This window comes from Neorhizobium sp. 2083, from assembly GCF_031455615.1.
GTDB lineage: Bacteria > Pseudomonadota > Alphaproteobacteria > Rhizobiales > Rhizobiaceae > Neorhizobium.
This window is the reverse complement of the sequence record NZ_JAVDTC010000001.1, coordinates 120,017-139,165: the sequence shown is the minus strand read 5'-3', so window position 1 is coordinate 139,165 and position 19,149 is coordinate 120,017. Positions and strand designations below refer to the sequence as shown.

The 19,149-nt window shown below is 63.4% G+C and carries 12 protein-coding genes; 8 read left to right on the top strand and 4 right to left on the bottom strand.

All coding sequences use genetic code 11. From position 1 onward, the window contains the following. Positions 1-53: 53 nt before the first annotated feature. A complete protein-coding gene (locus J2X76_RS00625; RefSeq protein WP_310211980.1) occupies positions 54-887 on the top strand; it encodes a hypothetical protein in 834 nt (277 codons plus the stop codon). Here the strand turns inward: J2X76_RS00625 and ggt are convergent, their stop codons facing one another. Both ggt and J2X76_RS00615 read right to left on the bottom strand, forming a co-directional pair. Then, the gene (ggt, locus tag J2X76_RS00620) at positions 888-2,666 is read right to left on the bottom strand and encodes a gamma-glutamyltransferase (RefSeq protein WP_405029960.1); all 1,779 of its coding nucleotides are present in this window, start codon (positions 2,664-2,666) and stop codon (positions 888-890) included. It lies immediately after the preceding gene. Positions 2,667-2,732: 66 nt separating this feature from the next. Continuing rightward, positions 2,733-3,983 (bottom strand): GGDEF domain-containing protein, encoded by a 1,251-nt coding sequence (locus J2X76_RS00615; RefSeq protein WP_310211977.1) that lies wholly within the window; start codon positions 3,981-3,983, stop codon positions 2,733-2,735. 373 nt (positions 3,984-4,356) lie between these two features. Between J2X76_RS00615 and clpP the strand changes: the two genes are divergently transcribed. The 5 genes from clpP to J2X76_RS00590 all read left to right on the top strand — a co-directional run bounded on the left by clpP (position 4,357) and on the right by J2X76_RS00590 (position 12,232). After that, a complete protein-coding gene (gene clpP, locus J2X76_RS00610) occupies positions 4,357-4,989 on the top strand; it encodes an ATP-dependent Clp endopeptidase proteolytic subunit ClpP (protein WP_113130299.1) in 633 nt (210 codons plus the stop codon). Between the two features lie 285 nt (positions 4,990-5,274). Next, positions 5,275-6,552 carry an ATP-dependent Clp protease ATP-binding subunit ClpX gene (clpX, locus tag J2X76_RS00605; RefSeq protein ID WP_113130298.1) on the top strand — a complete coding sequence of 426 codons (1,278 nt, stop codon included), beginning with the start codon at positions 5,275-5,277 and terminating at the stop codon, positions 6,550-6,552. A gap of 402 nt (positions 6,553-6,954) precedes the next feature. Further along, on the top strand, positions 6,955-9,375 hold the full coding sequence (lon, locus tag J2X76_RS00600) for an endopeptidase La (protein WP_113130297.1): 2,421 nt from the start codon (positions 6,955-6,957) through the stop codon (positions 9,373-9,375). 200 nt (positions 9,376-9,575) lie between these two features. Then, a complete protein-coding gene (gene hupB / locus J2X76_RS00595) occupies positions 9,576-9,851 on the top strand; it encodes a DNA-binding protein HupB (RefSeq protein WP_007753405.1) in 276 nt (91 codons plus the stop codon). 185 nt (positions 9,852-10,036) lie between these two features. Beyond that, a complete protein-coding gene (locus J2X76_RS00590) occupies positions 10,037-12,232 on the top strand; it encodes an esterase-like activity of phytase family protein (protein WP_310211968.1) in 2,196 nt (731 codons plus the stop codon). A gap of 227 nt (positions 12,233-12,459) precedes the next feature. On the opposite strand, the gene J2X76_RS00585 is transcribed toward J2X76_RS00590, so the two are convergent. After that, a complete protein-coding gene (locus J2X76_RS00585) occupies positions 12,460-13,446 on the bottom strand; it encodes an aldo/keto reductase (protein WP_310211963.1) in 987 nt (328 codons plus the stop codon). A 115-nt stretch (positions 13,447-13,561) separates the two neighbouring features. Here J2X76_RS00585 and J2X76_RS00580 point away from each other — a divergent pair, with 115 nt between their 5' ends. Beyond that, positions 13,562-14,797 carry a DNA repair exonuclease gene (locus J2X76_RS00580; RefSeq protein WP_310211961.1) on the top strand — a complete coding sequence of 412 codons (1,236 nt, stop codon included), beginning with the start codon at positions 13,562-13,564 and terminating at the stop codon, positions 14,795-14,797. A gap of 3 nt (positions 14,798-14,800) precedes the next feature. Next, entirely contained in the window at positions 14,801-18,253 is a 3,453-nt protein-coding gene (locus J2X76_RS00575) for an AAA family ATPase (protein WP_310211958.1), read from the top strand. Between the two features lies 1 nt (position 18,254). On the opposite strand, the gene J2X76_RS00570 is transcribed toward J2X76_RS00575, so the two are convergent. Continuing rightward, positions 18,255-19,103: a DUF6030 family protein gene (locus J2X76_RS00570; protein WP_310211955.1), complete on the bottom strand. Its 849-nt coding sequence runs from the start codon at positions 19,101-19,103 to the stop codon at positions 18,255-18,257. Between the last annotated feature and the right edge of the window lie 46 nt (positions 19,104-19,149).

The window sequence follows — 19,149 nt, the reverse complement described above, 5'->3', positions numbered from 1 at the left end:
GATTGTGATCATATTGCGGATGCAAGGGGCGCTGTCTGGAGGGGAAAAAGCCTGTGAGCCTGTCGTCGCGCGAATACAAGGTCATGCTGCATGCGGAGAGATTCGTAGGCGACAAGGCTGCATGTCGTTCCGCCGTGGAGCGCTTCTGGCAGCATGTCGGCACGGTCCTGCAAGCGACCGACATCGATACCCGCGCCGGGCTTGACGTCCAGAAGGATAACAAGCAACGCAACGTCTTCTTTCTGGATACGGATGAGCAGGATCTCTACCACGGTTCCGACCTGGTTTTCCGCATGCGCCGTCCGCTGCGTTCCAGGAAGGACTGGAAGGCGACCCTGAAGTTCCGCCATGGCGACCGCCTGCTTGCAGAAGCGCAGGATTTCGATCTGCGGAAAAGGGGGGACGATGAGCCGAAATTCGAGGAGGACGTGAAGGTCAATCCCCCTGTCGGCACGCCCCGGTTCTGGGCGCTGTTCAGCCGTTCGGTGGAAGCGGAATTCGATCCGCAGCATATGCCCGCAACGGTCGGCGAGTGCCTTGCGCCTTACACGGAGATTCGAAAAGCCCCGCTTCCGGCTCCCGCGACGCCGGTTCAGACCGTCGCGGGCCTCCATGTCGTCGAACATGTCTATGAGGACGGGTGGATCCGGCTCTCCCAGGCCGTCGAGGCGGAATGTGCTCTCATCCTCTGGTGGAAGGAGGGAGAGCTTCTGAAGCCGATCGCCGCGGAATTCAGCTTCCGCTTTCCGCTCCAGGACGGCGAGGCGGATATCAAGGTCGCCGCGCGCAGGGCCTGGGCGGCGCTGAAGACGCTGTTCGCCTCGCCATGGGTCGATCCGGCCGGCCCGACCAAAACGGCCCTGGCTTACGGTTCAGCCGACGTCTGATCATTCCCCGACGGCTGCGCCCTCGCGGCGCGGGTCGGCGCTGCCGGCAAGGCCGCTTGCGGTGATCTCGATCGCGTGCAGGCCGGAATTCATCTCACCCGGCTTCACTTCGTAGCCGAGCGCCTTCAGGGGCTCGGCGAGCTTTTCGGCCTCGGTGCCGGTCTCGATCTCGTAAGGCCCGAACCGGTTGATGAAATGCGGCTGGGCGACGACCTGCTCCACCGGCATGCCCCAGTCGATATAGGCGATCAGCGCCTGGGCGACGTAGCCGATGATCTGGCTGCCGCCTGGCGATCCGATGGCGAGCAGCGGCTTGCCGTCCTTCATCACGATCGTCGGCGCCATCGACGAGCGCGGCCGCTTGCCTGGTTCGACGCGGTTGGCGACGGCCAGGCTGCCGTCATGGGTCTTGAAGGAGAAGTCGGTGAGCTCGTTGTTGAGCAGGAAGCCGTTGGTCATCAGCCGCGAGCCGAAACCGCTTTCGATCGTCGTGGTCATCGAGACGACATTGCCCTCTCTGTCGACGATGACGAGATGGCTGGTGGAGGGCATTTCGATCGCCGCATCGCGGCCGAACAGCAGCGCATGGTCCCATTCCGGTTCGCCGGCCTTCACCGCATCGGCCGGGAGCGCCTTCGTACCGTCGAGCAGGGCGGCGCGCTTGCCGAGATAGTCCTTCTTCAACAGGCCTTTGATCGGCAGGGGCTGGAAATCCGGATCGGCGAGATACCGTTCGCGGTCGGCAAAAGCGAGGCGCTGGGCATCGCCGATGATCCGCCAGCTTTCGGCCTTGCCGGGTCCGAGCGCCTTGATGTCGAAATTCTCGATCACGCCGAGCATCTGACCGATCGCGACCGCGCCGGAGGAGGGCGGTCCCATGCCGCAAACATCGAGCGCGCGGTAGGTGGCGCAGACCGGCTCACGTTCCTTGACGCGGTAATTGGCAAGGTCGGCGAGCGACAGGACGCCGGGATTGCCCGGTGCTTCGCGCACCGTCCGGACGATCGCCTCGGCGATCGGCCCCTTGTAGAAGGCATCGGCGCCTCCGGTCGCGATCGTTTTCAGCGTCTCGGCATAGGCGGGGTTCTTGAGCACGGTGCCGGCTTTCAGCGGGGCACCTGACGCGTCGTAGAAATAACCGCGCGGCCCGTCGTATTTCTTCAGCCGGTCGCCTTCCGCGGCGATCATCGAGGCCATGCGGGGAGAGACCTGGAAACCCTCGGTCGCGAGCTTTTCCGCCCGCTCGAACAGGCTCGCCCATTCGGCCTTGCCGTAGCGTTTGTGGACTTCGGAGAGGAGGCGCACCGTCCCCGGCGTGCCGACCGAGCGGCCCCCGACCACCGCGTCCATGAACTTCAGCGGCTGGCCCTGCGCGTCGAGGAAGAGTTTGGGCGTTGCCTCCATCGGCGCCGTCTCGCGGCCGTCGAAGGTGGTGAGCCGGTTGGAAGCCGCATCGTAGTAGACGAGGAAGGAGCCGCCGCCGAGCCCGGAGCTTTGCGGCTCGACGAGGCCGAGCACGGTCTGCACGGCAATCACCGCATCGATGGCGTTGCCGCCTTTGGCGATCACCTCGCGCCCGGCCTCGGCTGCCAGCGGATTGGCGGCGGCGACCATGAAGTTTTTGGTCTCGACGCGTTTGGCCGATGTGAACCCGGTCGCCCGTTCCGGCGCAACCGTATCGGACGCCTGCTGGGCAAGGGTTGCGTCGGCCGCAAGCATCAGACCCGAAGAAAGAACAATGCCGGTGAAAAGTCTCGTCGTGAAAAATCGCGCCCGCATGACGCACCCTCCGCATTTATCCCTGCGGACGAATGTGGGTTTCAGGACGAAGAGGACAAGAGGATGTCAGCGCTTGCCGAGCGAAGCGATGCGTTTCAGGGCGGCGACCTGCCGGCTGGCGCGTACGTCCGTCGGGGCTTCCTCTTCGCCCTGCCGGTCGACGGCCGGAACGATCGAGGCTTCGGTGCCGGTGTCGATCGCGGTGCGGTCGCGGCCGCTGTCCTTGGCGGTGTAGAGCGCCCGGTCGGCGGCGCTGAGCAGCAGGTCGAGGTCGGCTGTTTCGGCGGCAGCCAGCGATATGCCGGCGCTGACGGTGACCGTGATGCTGTGCTCGCCGGCGGCGATGGTCTGTCGCTTCAGCGTCAGGCGGATCGCCTCGGCAATGCTGGCGGCCTCGATCATGTCGGCGACGCGCAGGATGGAGGCGAATTCCTCGCCGCCCATGCGTCCGAAGAAACCGCGGCCGCGCAGCGATGTCTGGCCAACCTGCGAAAAGGCGATAAGCACCGAATCGCCGGCCTGGTGGCCGCAGCGGTCGTTGATCTGCTTGAAATTGTCGAGGTCGAAATGCAGGAGTGCGATCAGCGGCTTCGCTTCGTCCTCGATCTTCTTCAGGGCATGGAACTGGTCGATCAGGCCGCGCCGGTTGAGAACGCCGGTCAGCGGATCGGTGACGGCAAGCGTCTTGAGCTTCTCTTCCGAGCGCTCGGTCAAAAGCTTGGCGCCGGTCATGATGCTGGCGATGAAGCAGATCGCCGCCGGGAACAGCAGCCAGGGAGATTGCGGCGCCGTGCCGAAGGATTTCGCCTCGCCGGCGATCGCCAGGACTGCGACCACGCCGTTCGCGCAAAATTGAATGGCGAGGAAAGTCGCCAGCACCCGTCGCGTCAGCTTCGACGCGCCGTCATTGCCAAGGAGAATATAGATCATGATCGCATGACCGACCATGGTCGCGCCGTTGTGAAGGGCAACCCGGTAGGCGAAGTTTTCGCGGATCGGGTAGAGGAACATGCCCGCCACCCACAGAAGCGCCGGGATGGCGATATAGGCGTCCACCGGCTTCCGGTCGAATTGCAGCAGTCCGGCGATCCACAGGCCGACACCGGCGAGCACCGCCGTGTTGGCGATCTGGATGGAGATGAAATCGGGGATGTCGCCGCGCAGCGTCACCAGCACGACGCCGATGCCGTGCAGCGCAAAACCGCTGCCCCAGCTGAGATAGAAGCGGTCCCGTTCGTAATACCAGCGGGAGCACAGGAGGACGGCGAGCGTCAGCGCCTCCGCCGCCCAGATCATCAGGCCCGTTAAAATATCCACCCGAAACTCCCATACTCGATGTCGAGCGGGCACATATTCACATGCAGTCTTTAAGACGACGTTGCACGGATGGCAGAAAATCCTGCGTTTGCACCGGAGCAAGGGGGAATTTCGGGACGATGTTCATCCCTGCTTTACCCTGATCGCTCAAAAACCTGTGCCATCAAACGAAATGGGGCGTCCGCCCGCTGTGGCCGGGCAAGAATCGTAATAGCGGTCAGCCTCGCGCATCCCCGGGCAGTTAAGGATATCGGATGCTCCGTCTTGAAGTACCGGGCGTTGACACTCTATGTAGGGATGACCATTCCATTTGATTCCGGAGCGCCTTTATGCCTTCGGCCAGGGATCAAGAGAAGCTTGACAAAGGACGGACATGAGAAATCCAGTTGATACCGCAATGGCCTTGGTGCCCATGGTCGTCGAACAGACCAACCGCGGTGAGCGTTCCTACGACATCTATTCGCGTCTTCTGAAAGAGCGCATCATCTTCCTGACGGGCCCCGTCGAAGACTACATGGCGTCGCTGATCTGCGCCCAGCTTCTCTTCCTCGAGGCGGAAAACCCGAAGAAGGAAATCGCGCTCTACATCAATTCGCCCGGCGGCGTCGTGACGGCCGGCATGGCGATCTACGATACGATGCAGTTCATCAAGCCGGCGGTTTCGACGCTCTGCATCGGTCAGGCTGCCTCCATGGGTTCGCTGCTTCTGTGCGCCGGCGAGAAGGGGATGCGTTTTGCCACCCCGAACTCGCGCATCATGGTGCATCAGCCTTCCGGCGGCTTCCAGGGTCAGGCATCCGACATCGAGCGTCACGCTCGTGACATATTGAAGATGAAAAGGCGTTTGAACGAGGTCTACGTGAAGCACACCGGCCGCACCTACGAGGAAGTCGAAAAGACCCTCGACCGCGACCACTTCATGACGGCCGACGAAGCCCAGGATTGGGGCGTCATCGACAAGATCCTGACATCGCGTCAGGAAATCGAAGGCGTATCCGGCGACTGAGTTTGATGGCGTGATCCGTGCGTCTCACCCCGTTGTGAGCAAAAAGGGGTTTCAAGTCGCACGGAAACCGCTATTAGTACTTATTAATGCTGTGTTGAACTTTTATGACATGGCGTTCGTTTCTTAAGGGTTTCGTTGCCGCTGATCCGGCATGGTGTGGGCAGGATCGGTAGAGTACCCTTAAGGCAAGGCAGGCGCGCAAGGCCCGTCGGGCGCGCGCCGGCAAGCGGTAGAGTGGACCGCGCCCGTTTTGACGAGAGTGCGGAGTGCTGGAAGGAAAGTGATATGAGCAAGGTCAGCGGCAGCAACGGCGGCGACTCCAAGAATACCCTGTATTGCTCTTTCTGCGGAAAGAGCCAGCACGAGGTCCGGAAACTGATTGCCGGGCCGACCGTATTCATCTGCGATGAATGCGTCGAACTGTGCATGGACATCATCCGCGAAGAGAACAAGACCTCGATGGTCAAGTCCCGCGACGGCGTTCCGACGCCCCAGGACATCATCAAGGTCCTCGACGAATACGTCATCGGCCAGAAGCAGGCCAAGCGCATCCTGTCGGTCGCGGTGCATAACCACTACAAGCGCCTGGCGCACGCCTCCAAGGGCGGCGACGTCGAGCTTGCGAAGTCGAACATCATGCTCGTCGGACCGACCGGTTGCGGCAAGACCTACCTTGCCCAGACGCTCGCCCGCATCATCGACGTTCCCTTCACCATGGCCGATGCCACGACGCTGACCGAAGCCGGCTATGTCGGCGAAGACGTCGAAAACATCATCCTCAAGCTCCTGCAGGCTGCGGACTACAACGTCGAGCGCGCCCAGCGCGGCATCGTCTATATCGACGAAGTCGACAAGATCTCCCGCAAGTCCGACAACCCGTCGATCACCCGCGACGTATCGGGCGAAGGCGTGCAGCAGGCGCTTCTGAAGATCATGGAAGGCACGGTTGCCTCGGTCCCGCCGCAGGGCGGCCGCAAGCATCCGCAGCAGGAATTCCTGCAGGTCGACACGACCAACATCCTGTTCATCTGCGGCGGCGCGTTCGCAGGCCTCGACAAGATCATCTCGGCCCGCGGCGAGAAGACCTCGATCGGCTTCGGCGCGACCGTCAAGGCCCAGGACGATCGCCGCGTCGGCGAAGTGCTGCGCGAACTGGAGCCGGAAGACCTGGTCAAGTTCGGCCTCATCCCGGAATTCATCGGCCGTCTGCCGGTTCTGGCGACGCTCGAGGATCTCGACGAGGACGCGCTGATCCAGATCCTGTCGGAGCCGAAGAACGCCCTGATCAAGCAGTACCAGCGCCTGTTCGAGATGGAGGACGTCGATCTGACCTTCCACGAGGATGCGTTGCGCGAGATCGCCAAGCGGGCCATCACCCGCAAGACCGGCGCCCGCGGCCTGCGCTCGATCATGGAAAAGATCCTGCTCGATACCATGTTCGAACTGCCGACGCTCGAAGGCGTGCGCGAGGTGGTCATCTCGGACGACGTCGTGCTCGGAAACGCCCGGCCGCTCTACATCTATGCCGACCGGCAGGATGAAAAGGCCAACGTTTCGGCCTGATCCGGCCGTCCCGTCCAGTACCCTGAAGAGGCCCTTTACGGGCCTCTTTTTATGTTGGCGGACCGGGTTGCTTTTTTTGTTTTTCCCCCCATTTTTGCCTCGCGAAGAATTACATCATATTCGCCTTGCATTAGAGACGGTGCGGTAAGATCATCAATACTTCGGTGCTTCGCCAGCTGTGATTGCAGGTTGGCAATATCGGTGATCGCGTCCCGTGTTCTTTGGCGTTCCGCGTGGCGTTGTGTACGCTCGCTTTGTAATACCCCTGTCACAATCCCAGGCGACGGCGGCCTTGCAAGGCTTGAAATCAAATTTCAAAAACTCCACTTTGGGCGAGAGTGAAGTGCCCGGGTGATTTGCCCGGGACGTATCCCGGAAACGGGACGATGGAAAGGAAATGAAATGACGAATTCAACGTCTGCGACGCCTGGTAGCGAGACCTATCCGGTGCTGCCGCTGCGCGACATTGTGGTCTTTCCGCATATGATCGTGCCTTTGTTCGTCGGACGGGAGAAGTCTATTCGCGCGCTTGAAGAAGTGATGGGTTCCGACAAGCAGATCATGCTGGTCACCCAGATCAATGCCGGCGACGACGATCCCGAACCCTCTGCGATCTACAAGGTCGGCACCGTCGCCAACGTGCTGCAGCTCCTGAAGCTGCCCGACGGCACCGTCAAGGTTCTGGTGGAAGGCCGCTCGCGCGCCAAGATCAACGGCTATACCGACCGTGAAGAGTTCTACGAAGCGACGGCCAGCGTTCTGGCCGAGCCGGACGAGGACGCGGTCGAGGTCGAGGCCCTGTCGCGCTCCGTGGTTTCCGAATTCGAGAACTACGTGAAGCTCAACAAGAAGATCTCGCCGGAAGTGGTCGGCGCCGCAAGCCAGATCGAAGACTATTCGAAGCTGGCCGATACGGTCGCGTCGCACCTGTCGATCAAGATCACCGAAAAGCAGGAAATGCTGGAAACGGTTTCCGTCAAGCTGCGCCTCGAAAAGGCGCTCGGCTTCATGGAAGGCGAAATCTCGGTTCTGCAGGTCGAGAAGCGCATCCGCTCGCGCGTCAAGCGCCAGATGGAAAAGACCCAGCGCGAATACTACCTCAACGAACAGATGAAGGCGATCCAGAAGGAGCTCGGCGACGGCGAGGAAGGCCGCGACGAGATGGCCGAACTGGAAGAGCGCATCTCCAAGACCAAGCTCTCCAAGGAAGCCCGCGAAAAGGCCGATGCCGAGCTGAAGAAGCTCAAGCAGATGAGCCCGATGTCGGCGGAAGCCACCGTCGTGCGCAACTATCTCGACTGGCTGCTCGGCATTCCGTGGGGCAAGAAGTCGAAGATCAAGGCCGACCTCAACAATGCCGAGAAGATCCTCGAAGCGGATCACTTCGGCCTCGACAAGGTCAAGGAACGCATCGTCGAATATCTCGCCGTGCAGGCCCGCGCCACCAAGATCAAGGGCCCGATTCTCTGCCTCGTCGGCCCTCCGGGCGTCGGCAAGACCTCGCTCGCCCAGTCGATCGCCAAGGCGACCGGCCGCGAATACGTGCGCATGGCGCTCGGCGGCGTCCGTGACGAGGCCGAGATCCGCGGTCACCGCCGCACCTATATCGGCTCGATGCCCGGCAAGGTCATCCAGTCGATGAAGAAGGCCAAGAAGTCCAACCCGCTCTTCCTGCTCGACGAAATCGACAAGATGGGCATGGATTTCCGCGGCGACCCGTCTTCGGCCCTGCTCGAAGTGCTCGATCCGGCGCAGAACTCGACCTTCATGGACCACTACCTGGAAGTCGAATACGACCTGTCCGACGTGATGTTCATCACCACGGCGAACACGCTGAACATACCGGCACCGCTGATGGACCGCATGGAAATCATCCGCATCGCCGGTTACACCGAGGATGAGAAGCGCGAAATCGCCAAGCGTCACCTTCTGCCGAAGGCGATCAAGGAACATGCGTTGCAGCCGAACGAGTTCTCGGTCACCGACGACGCCCTGATGGCGATCAGCCAGCAGTACACCCGCGAAGCCGGCGTCCGCAGCTACGAGCGTGAACTGATGAAGCTTGCCCGCAAGGCGGTCACCGAGATCATCAAGGGCAAGACCAAGTCGGTTGCGATCACCGCTGCCAACATATCCGACTATCTCGGCGTTCCGCGCTTCCGCCACGGCGAAGCCGAGGGCGAGGATCAGGTCGGCGTGGTCACCGGTCTCGCCTGGACGGAAGTCGGCGGCGAACTGCTGACGATCGAAGGCGTGATGATGCCGGGCAAGGGTCGCATGACCGTGACCGGCAACCTGAAGGACGTGATGAAGGAATCCATCTCGGCGGCGGCATCCTATGTCCGCTCGCGTGCGGTGGACTTCGGCATCGAGCCGCCGCGCTTCGACAAGTCGGACATCCACGTACACGTTCCGGAAGGGGCGACCCCGAAGGACGGCCCGTCGGCCGGCGTCGGCATGGCGACTGCGATCGTCTCGATCATGACCGGCATCCCGGTCCGCAAGGACGTGGCGATGACGGGCGAAGTCACCCTTCGCGGCCGCGTGCTGCCGATCGGCGGCCTCAAGGAAAAGCTGCTTGCTGCCCTGCGCGGCAACATCAAGACCGTTCTGATCCCGGAAGAAAACGCCAAGGATCTGGCCGAGATTCCGGACAACGTGAAGAACAACATGGAGATCATTCCGGTCTCCCGCATGGGCGAGGTGATCCGTCACGCCCTCGTGCGCCAGCCGGAAGCGATCGAATGGGACGGCACGGTGGAAACGCCGCTGATCACCACGGTCGATGGCGTTGACGACGCAGGTGCGCCCGTCGCGCACTGATCGATAGCCTTTTGGTTATGCCAAATTGGCACCAGCAATGAAAAAAGCCGGCACAACGCCGGCTTTTTTTGTGAAAACTAATGCTTACCCCTTGTTTTTCAGGCGATTGCGGAGCTTTTGGGTTGCCACGGGCGGGCACCTGACTATTGTCTGCCCCGATTACATGAGTCGTTCCAAAACCGTTTGAAAGGGGTGGAAACATGAATAAGAATGAGTTGGTATCCGCAGTGGCCGAGAAGGCCGGCCTCTCCAAGGCTGATGCCGCATCCGCTGTAGACGCCGTTTTTGAGACCGTACAGGCTGAACTGAAGAAGGGCGGCGATATCCGTCTCGCCGGTTTCGGCAGCTTCTCCGTTTCCCGTCGCGAGGCGTCCAAGGGTCGTAATCCTTCGACCGGCGCCGAAGTCGACATCCCGGCACGCAACGTGCCGAAGTTCTCGGCCGGCAAGGGCCTGAAGGACGCAGTCAACAGCTAACACGCTGCCCTCGGGGCACCCTGTTACAGTCTCGTTTTTATGGAAGGCCCGGGTTTCGACCTGGGCCTTTCTCTTTGGACCGCCATTATCCTGCGGCCGCAACCCTGGATGCGAAAACTGTCATCCGTCTGTCACGGCCATGGCCCAAAAGCCACCTGTAGTTTTATGGACAGGAGGGGCCTCCCATGACGTTTTCACTGCGTGCCGCGCTGACCGCGGCGCTTTTCGCCTCGGTCGCCGTTCCGGCAAACGCCGAGCAGGTTTTCAACCGCATCGCATCCTTCCCGGTTGCCGGCAATCTTCCTGCCGACAAGGACAAGCTGAGCCCGAGCTCGGCCGAAATCGTCACCGCCAGCGAAGACGGCATGACGCTCATCTATTCCGACAGCCCGCTCGGCGCGATCGGCTTCATCGACATCATCGACCCCAAGGCCCCGAAGGCGCTCGGAGCCGTCACCTTCAAGGGCGAGCCGACGTCGGTCGCCGCAGTCGGCAAGAAGGTTCTGGCCGCCGTCAACACCGGTGAAAACAAACAGAAGCCGACCGGCATGCTCGCCGTCGTCGATATCGCGACGAAGAAGGTCGACCTGACCTGCGATCTCGGCGGCCAGCCGGACTCGATCGCCGTCTCCAAGGACAAGACCTTTGCCGCGATCGCCATCGAGAACGAGCGCGACGAGGACGTCAACGACGGCGCCCTCCCGCAGATGCCGGCCGGCGACCTCGTCATCGTGTCGCTCAAGGACGGCGTCGCCGACTGCGCCTCGATCAGGCACGTGACGCTGACCGGCCTTGCCGGCATCGCCCCGGAAGATCCGGAGCCCGAATTCGTCGCCATCAACGACAATGGCGAAATCGCGCTCACGATGCAGGAAAACAACGAGATCGTCATCGTCGACGGCAAGACCGGCCAGGTCACCGGCCATTTCTCCGCCGGCAAGGCCGATCTCGAAGGCATCGACAACAAGACCGACGGCCAGCTGTCCTTCACCGGCAAGGCCTCGGGCGTGCTGCGCGAACCGGACGCCATCAAGTGGCTCGACAACAACCGTCTGGTCGTCGCCAACGAAGGCGACTGGAAGGGCGGCTCGCGCGGCTTCACCATTTTCGACCGCGCCGGCAAGGTCCTCTACGAATCCGGCGCTTCGCTGGAGCGCGCGGTTGCCCGCCTCGGTCACTTCCCGGAAAAGCGCGCGCGCTCGAAGGGCATCGAGGTCGAAGGCATGGAAGCCGCGACCTTCAACGGTCAGAAGTACTTCTTCCTGCTCGCCGAACGCGCCTCGGTCGTCGCCGTCTACAAGGACACCGGTGCCGAGCCGCAGCTCATGCAGATCCTGCCGTCCGGCATTTCGCCGGAAGGCGCCGTCGCCATTCCCGGCCGCAACCTGTTTGCGACCGCCAACGAACTCGACCTCGGCAAGGACGGCGGCGCCCGTTCGCATGTGATGATCTATGCGCTGGAAGAGGGCGTGGCGAATTATCCGAAGCTCGTCTCCAAGGATGTCGACGGCAACGTGCTCGGCTGGGGCGCGCTTTCCGGTCTGGTCGGCGATGCCCAGAAGGACGGCATCCTCTATGCCGTCAGCGACTCGGTCTACAGCATGCAGCCGTCGATCTTCACCATCGACACCAGCAAAAAACCGGCCGAGATCACTGGCGTCGTCCGCATCACCCGCGAAGGCCAGCCGGCCCAAAAGCTCGACATCGAAGGCATCGCGCTCGACGGCAAGGGCGGTTTCTGGCTCGCCTCCGAAGGCGATTCCGCCAAGCTGACCGGCCATGGCCTCTACAACGTCAACGCCAAGGGCGAGATCAAGGCCGAGATCGGCCTGCCTGCGGACCTGCTCGCCGGCGAGACCCGCTACGGCTTCGAAGGCGTGACGACGGTCGGTTCCGGTGACGACATGGTGCTGTGGATGGCGATGCAGCGCGAGTGGAAGGACGATCCGAAGGGCACCGTCAAGCTCGTCTCCTACAAGCCGAAGACCAAGGAATGGGGCGCGGTACGCTACCAGCTCGACAAGACCGAAGCCGGCTGGGTCGGCTTGTCGGAAATCACCGCGCACGGCGACTACGTCTATATCATCGAGCGTGACAACCTGATCGGCGACGCAGCCAAGCTGAAGAAGCTTTATCGGGTGGCGATCGCCGACCTGAAGCCGGCCAAGATCGGCAGCGAGCTGCCGGTGGTCAAGAAGCAGGAAGCCCATGATTTCCTGGTCGACCTGAAGACCGCATCGAACGGCTACATCGCCGACAAGCTCGAAGGCTTTACCTTCGACAAGTCCGGCAAGGCCTTCGCCGTCACTGATAACGACGGCGTGGACGACTCGTCCGGCGAGACCCTGTTCTTCGCGGTCGATCTCAAGGGCACCAACTGAGCGTCTTCATGGATGCCGAATAAGGAAAGGCCGGGTTTTTACGCCCGGCCTTTTGATTTCGAGCGGGGCCGCCCCTCATCCCCCTGCCGGGACCTTCTCCCCGCATGCGGGGAGAAGGAGGAGGGAGCGCGGCGGTGCCACAAGTCCCTTCTCCCCGTTTCTACGGGGAGAAGGTGGCGGCAGCCGGATGAGGGGCAAGCCGCAGACCGTTGATGCCGGCTCCAATCCTACCAGCGCTGGTGCACATGCGGGGCAACCAGCCGCGCATAGATTTCCTTCGTGGCCGTCATCACCTCGGCCGAGATCGCCGCGAGGTCGGCAGCCGCCGCATTGCCCTTGGCCTGCGCCTCGTTGCGGGCGCCGGGGATGACGACGGTGACCGCCTCGTTCATCAGGATCCATTTGAGCGCAAACGCCGCCATCGACGCGCCCGCCGGCACCAACTTGCGGACTTCCTCGACCGCCTGGAGGCCGACTTCGAACGGCACGCCGGCAAAGGTTTCGCCGACATCGAAAGCGTCGCCATGCCGGTTGAAGTTGCGGTGGTCGTCCTTGGCGAAAGCCGTGTCGCGGGTGATTTTTCCGGACAGCAGCCCGCTTGCGAGCGGCACCCGGACGATGACCGCGACGTTCTTCTGCTTGGCTTGCCTGAAGAACAGGTCGGCCGGGCGCTGCCGGAAGATGTTGTAGATGATCTGGATGCTGGTGACGTCGGGATATTCGATCGCCTTCAGCGCTTCTTCGACCTTCTCGACGCTGACGCCGTAGTTCTTGATCTTGCCGGCCTTGCGAAGGTCATCGAGCGCGCCAAAAACTTCCGGGCGGTAGAGCACTTCGGTCGGCGGGCAGTGGAGCTGCACGAGGTCGAGGCTGTCGATTTCGAGATTCTTGAGGCTGCGGTCGATGAAGCCTTCGAGATTGGCCTTGGTGTAACCGTCGGCGACATGAGGGCTGAGACGCCGTCCGGCCTTGGTCGCGACCATCGGACGAACGCCCCCGCGCGATTTCAGGACGCCGGCGATGATCTTTTCCGAGCGTCCATCGCCATAGACGTCGGCGGTATCGATGAAGGTGACGCCGGCATCGAGTGCCGCTTCCAGCGCCTTTGCACCATCCGTCTCGCTGACGTCGCCCCAGGCGCCGCCGATCTGCCAGGCACCGAACCCGATCTCGCTGACGGTGAAGGATGTGCGCCCGAACGCATGGTTTCTCATGATGTCCTCCGAATGGAATTGGGCTATCCACAGGCTGCGGAGCCCTGAGCTTTCTTCGTGCCCGGCATTTGCCTAAAACACCTGATCAGCTCCGGCAACCGAAACAAGCGATTCGATGACCTCCTTCCGATTCATTCACGCCGCCGACCTGCATCTCGGCAGTCCCTTCCAGGGGCTGGCGCTGAAGGATGCGGCGATTGCCGAACTGTTCATCGAGGCGAGCCGCCGGGCTTTTTCGGCGCTGGTGGATCAGGCCATTGAACGCAAGGCGGACTTCTTCATCGTCGCCGGCGACGTTTATGACGGCGACTGGAAGGACAACAAGATCGGTCTGTTCTTCAACCGCGAAGTGGCGCGGCTGGAGCGCGCCGGCATCCCGGTCTTCCTTCTCAAAGGCAACCACGATGCCGAAAGCGTCATCACCAAAACGATCACGTTGCCGAAGAATGTCAGCGAATTCCCGGTCAACAAGCCGGGCAGCTTCAAGCTCGATCATTTGAAGGTGGCGCTGCACGGCCAGGGTTTCGCCGAGCGTTCGGCCGTCGACAACCTGGCGCTTGCCTATCCGAGGCCGGAAACGGGCTGGTTCAACATCGGCGTGCTGCATACGTCGCTGACCGGCCGCGAGCCGCACGCGCCCTATGCGCCGTGCTCGGTCGAGGACCTGCGCTCGCGCGGCTACGATTATTGGGCCCTCGGCCATGTGCATGATTTCGAGATCGTCGCCGAAGATCCGCTGGTTGTTTTCCCAGGCAATCTCCAGGGCCGCTCGATCCGGGAACAGGGGGCGAAAGGCGCCGTGCTGGTGACCGTGGAAGATGGCCGTATCACTCATGAACGGATCATCACCGACAGCGCCCGTTTCGCCGAACTCGTCGTCGCGGTCGAACCGGATGACAACATCCCGGCAATCCTGCGCCGCATCGAAGGCGCCTTGGAAGAGGCAACCGAACGCATGGAGGGCCGGCCGCTGGCGCTGCGTATCCGTCTCACCGGCAAAAGCCGCTTCCGCAACGAAGTCATGGCCCGCGCCGAGGATTTTCGCGACGAGGTACAGGCCGCCTGCCATCGCTCCCACGAGGATATCTGGCTCGAAAAGCTGGAACTGCGGCTTGAGCCGGCAACCAACGGGACGAGCGTCGCGACCGACATGCTCGGCCTCGAAGGCCTGATCCCCATCGATGGCTTTCCCGCGGAACTGCTCGCCGATGCGAACGCCAAGATCGCCGAGATCACCGCGCGCCTGCCGGGCGGCATCGGCGCCGGCGATCTGGCGCTCGGCGACGATGCCGAAGCGCTGCTGGCCGAGGCCCGCGATCTTCTGCTCGCGCGCGCCGCAAAGGCTGGCTGATCCATGCGTTTCAACCGACTCGACATCCTGCGCTACGGCGCGCTCACCGACCGGACGCTTACCTTTCGCCCGGACGCCAGACTGCACGTGATCTACGGACCGAATGAGGCCGGAAAATCCTCGGCGCTGTCGGCGATCTCGGACCTGCTGTTCGGTTTCCCGGCAGCCGCTGAATATAGTTTCCTCCACGATGCGACGTCGCTCCGCGTCGGTGCGGCGATCACCAGCCGCGACGGCCAGGCGCTCGAATTCCGCCGCCGCCGCGGCCGCAAGAATACGCTGCTCGCTGCCACCGAGGCGGAAGAAGCCTTGCCCGAAGATTCGCTGGCGCCGTTCCTCGGCACCCTGTCCCGCGACGTGTTCGAACGCGCCTTCGGCCTCGATTCCGCATCGCTGCGGGCCGGCGGCGAGACGATGCTGAAAAGCGGCGGCGAGATCGGCAGCCTCCTTTTCTCCGCCGCCTCGGGCCTGACCGGTGTTTCCGACCTGCGCAAGTCGTTCGAAACGGAGGCCGACGGCATCTATGCGCCGCGCCGCTCCAAGGACCGTCTGTTCTATCAGGTGCTCGACAGCCACGACGAGGCCCGCAAGGCTGAGCGTGACAACGAGCTGAAATCCGGCGACTGGAAGAAGCTGCTTGCCGAGCAGGCCGAGATCGAGGCGGACCTTGCCGCGGTGCAGACCGAACGGCAGGAAACCAGACGGGCCCTCGACCGGTTCAGGACGCTGCTGCGGCTGGAACCGGTGCTGCGGGAGATCGACCGCGAGCGGGAAATGCTCGTGCAATATCAGGCGCTGGCTGCGCTGCCGGCCGGCTTCGAGGAGCGCCTGGCCGCCGCTCTGGAGGCGGGGCACAGGAACGGTGTGGCGCTGAAGGCGGCAGAGGCGGAGCTATCGCGTCTGCGCGACGAGATCAGCGCCGTGCATGTCGACGAGGCGCTGATAGCCGCAGCGCCAAAAATCCTGGCCGCCCATGCAGAGAAGGGCGCCTATCTCAAGGCGCGCGAAGACATCGCCCGGGTGCGCGGCGAAGTGGACGATTTCGACCAGCGTATCGCCCAGTCGGCCCGCCGGCTCGGCTTCGGCAAGCTGGAGGAACTCCAGCGCGCCCAGCCGGCCGATGCCGATCTGATGCGCCTGCGCAAACTGGTCGAGGAGGGCAGCGAGCTTGACCGCAATGCCCGGCAGCTTCGCCAGCAGATCGAGGACGCCCAGGATGTTCTGCGCCGGCTGGGCGATCAAGGCCCAGACAGCCGGGTGATCGACCCGAAACCCTGGGCGGAGCAGCTCGTGGCACTGCGTCCCGACATCGGCGAGCTTGCCGCCCTCGAAACCATGCAGGTGCGTGTCGCCCGCGCGCAAAGCGATCTCGCCGCGGCTGCGGCTCGCCTCGACCCGCCGGTCAGGGATATTGAACGCCTTCTCTCGGTGCCGCTGCCCGATATCGCGACGCTTGCTACGCATCGCCGCCTGATCGAGGCTGCGAAGGCGGAAAGCGGGCAGGCAGATCGGAAACTCGCCGGCCTCAGGGACGAAGCCGGCGCAATCGCCAGCCAGCTTGCGGCCCTGGAAGGGCAGGGCAGGATCGTCTCCCGCGAGCATATCGCGGCGGCAAGGGCGGGCCGCGACGAGAAGATCGACACGCTTGGGGCAAAGCCGTCGGCGGAAAAACTCGGTGAACTGAAGATCGCCGTCGCGGAAGCCGACCGGCTTGCCGATGCAGCACTTGCCGATGCCGAGCGCGTGTCGCGGCATGCCCAGCTCACCCTGCGGCAGCGGGAACTGCAACAGGCGATCGCCGCCGCCGAGATTGCCGCAAAGGAAAGCGGCATTGCCGCCGCTGACGCCGTCACCGAATTCGAAGACCTTTTCCATGCCGCGCCCGTAACGCCGTCGACCCCTGAGCGGATGATCGACTGGCGCCGCGCCGTCGACGGGCTTTCGCTGCTGTCGGGCGCATTGAACGAGGCGCGCGACGAGCTTGAGGCGCTGCGCCTCAGGGAAGAGAAGCTCAAGCCGGCACTGCTGGCGCTGGCCGACGCGATCGGTCTGGCCGCGGTGGCCCTGCCGCCGCCCGCTCTCGCCCGCGGGCTCGAACGCCGGATCGGCGAACTCGCCGAGCGCTGGAGCGACAGCCGGTCGATGGAAGGCAAGCGTCATTCCGCCGAGGAAGCTTTGAAAAAGCTGGAGGAGCGCGAGACGTCCCTCCGCCGCGATATAGAGCGTTGGCGTACCACGTTTGCCAATGCGGCAGTCCTGGCGGGGCTTCCCGAAGACGCGACCGTCGATATGGCTCTGGCGGCGCTGGAGGTGTGGCGCACCGTGCCGGATCTGCTGTCCGAGCGGGAAAACCGCGACCGCCGCGTGCGCGGCATGGCCCGCGACATGGAGGATTTCGAGACGGAGGTGCGCCGGATCGCCGCCGAGGTGTCGCCGGATCTGGCTTTGCTCCCCGCCGATGCCGCGGCCGGCATGCTCAACGACCGCGCCATGGGCGCCCGTACCGCCGCGAACCAGCGGGCCACGCTTTCGTCGGCGCTGGAGCGGGCGGAACTTGCCGTCGCCCGCCATTCGGCGGAGGCGCAGGCGCTTTTGGCGGAAATCCAGGAGCTGGCCTCGGCCGCATCCAAGGACATCGAGGAGGCCGATGGCCTTCTCCGCGATCTCCAGGAGCGCAACCGGCTGGAGGCGAGCCTTGCGCAATGCCGCGTCCGCTTTGCCGAACAGGCGGATGGTGCCAGCGAGGACGAGGCGCGCGCAGCGCTCGTGGGTTTCGACAGGATCGCCGCAGGGCTGGAAATCGAGCGGCTGGATGCCGAGGATGCCCGCCAGGTCGAGCGGATGAAGGCGCTCGGTATCGCCCAGGCGGATAGCGAACGCCGCCGCCGCGAGCTGGAAACCGGCATCGGTGCCGAACGCGCCGTCTTCCAGAAGCTCGCCGCCGAAACGGAGGCCAAGGAACTGGCGCGGCGCTGGGTGGTGCTGAAACTCGCGGCCGGCCTTCTGGCAAGTTCGATGGAAGCCTATCGCGAGCGCCAGGCCGATCCGGTCATGCAGCGGGCAGGGCAGGTTTTTGCCGATCTGACCGGCGGCCGCTTCTCGCGCCTCGTCCAGGTCTATGACGAAAAGGACGAGCTGCAGCTTGCCGTCGAGCGCAGAACCGGCGAGCAGGTGCGCCTCGACGGACTGAGCGAAGGCACCGGCGACCAGCTGTACATGGCTTTGCGGCTCGCCTTCCTCGAGGATTATTGCAGCCGCAACGAACCGGCGCCGCTGATCCTCGACGATATTTTCCAGACCTTCGATGACGAGCGCACCGCGGCCGGTATCCGGACGCTGGCGGCGGCAGGCGAAAAATTCCAGACCGTGCTCTTTACCCACCAGATGAGCCTGGTCGAAGCGGCCCGTCGCGAGCTGGGGGACGGTCTCGATCTCGTCCAGCTTGAGCGAGCCTAGACTAGGAAGCGGATGGCTGGGGAGGCGGGCTGCGCAGTGCCAGGCAGCCGACCGGCATGCGGTAGATCGGCGTGGTCCATCTGTCCGGCGGCGGCGACGGGTGCTCGCCGCAGCTCGCCATCTGCCGTCGCGGCAGGATCAACAGATTGTAGCGCCGCGCGTCGGTGATCTCCCGGCCGAACGTCATCCGGTAGTTTTCGACGATCGAGCTGAATTCGGTGCGGCCCGCCAGTTTTTCGATCAGGTAGCTGCGTGTCTCGGGCGTCATCGGCAGGCCGAACCGCTCCGTGGCGCCGATCGCCTTGCTGAGCACCGCAAGCTCCGTGGTGAGGTCGGTCAGGCTGACCTTGATGCGAAAGCTGCTGACGATGTCGCGCTCGGTGCCGCGAGCCTGGATGAAGAGCGCTGCCGGTTCCGGCGCATTGCCGAATGTCTCGAAGAACAGGCATTCCCAGCCGTCGCCCGAGCGGGTGAAGGTGGGAACCGTGCCCCTGTCGTCCCGCAGCAGCTCGCAACGATCCTCGGCGGAAGGCGCCTCGATCTTCTCGAACACCGCGCTCCGCTCAAGCCCTGCGTTGAGAAGCCAGGGCGGATAATGCTCCGCCGGCGGCAGCGATCTCGGCTTGTCGATCCGCAGGGGCGGAGGGGGTGGTGCCGGAAGAAGATACTGTTCCAGCGCGAATTGCCTGACGAGCCGCTTGTAGTTCCGGCCATTGTTGACGGCGAGCACGGTCGTCGCGAGTGCCGCCAGAACGATGCAAAGGAAGAGACCGAAGACAAGGATAGCCGAGCGCTGCCTGCGGCGCCGATCGGCTGGTGTCAGTATGTCTGCCTTGCCCTCTTCCGGCATGAGCTCCAATTTCCGATCGGGGATGGTCCGGCGGTCGGCCCCGCGC

Coding starts and splice junctions, on each gene's coding strand:
- ggt (WP_405029960.1), bottom strand. CDS start 2,666: ATGCGGGCGCGATTTTTCACGACGAGACTTTTCACCGGCATTGTTCTT.
- clpP (WP_113130299.1), top strand. CDS start 4,357: ATGAGAAATCCAGTTGATACCGCAATGGCCTTGGTGCCCATGGTCGTC.
- clpX (WP_113130298.1), top strand. CDS start 5,275: ATGAGCAAGGTCAGCGGCAGCAACGGCGGCGACTCCAAGAATACCCTG.
- lon (WP_113130297.1), top strand. CDS start 6,955: ATGACGAATTCAACGTCTGCGACGCCTGGTAGCGAGACCTATCCGGTG.
- hupB (WP_007753405.1), top strand. CDS start 9,576: ATGAATAAGAATGAGTTGGTATCCGCAGTGGCCGAGAAGGCCGGCCTC.
- J2X76_RS00590 (WP_310211968.1), top strand. CDS start 10,037: ATGACGTTTTCACTGCGTGCCGCGCTGACCGCGGCGCTTTTCGCCTCG.
- J2X76_RS00585 (WP_310211963.1), bottom strand. CDS start 13,446: ATGAGAAACCATGCGTTCGGGCGCACATCCTTCACCGTCAGCGAGATC.
- J2X76_RS00580 (WP_310211961.1), top strand. CDS start 13,562: ATGACCTCCTTCCGATTCATTCACGCCGCCGACCTGCATCTCGGCAGT.
- J2X76_RS00575 (WP_310211958.1), top strand. CDS start 14,801: ATGCGTTTCAACCGACTCGACATCCTGCGCTACGGCGCGCTCACCGAC.
- J2X76_RS00570 (WP_310211955.1), bottom strand. CDS start 19,103: ATGCCGGAAGAGGGCAAGGCAGACATACTGACACCAGCCGATCGGCGC.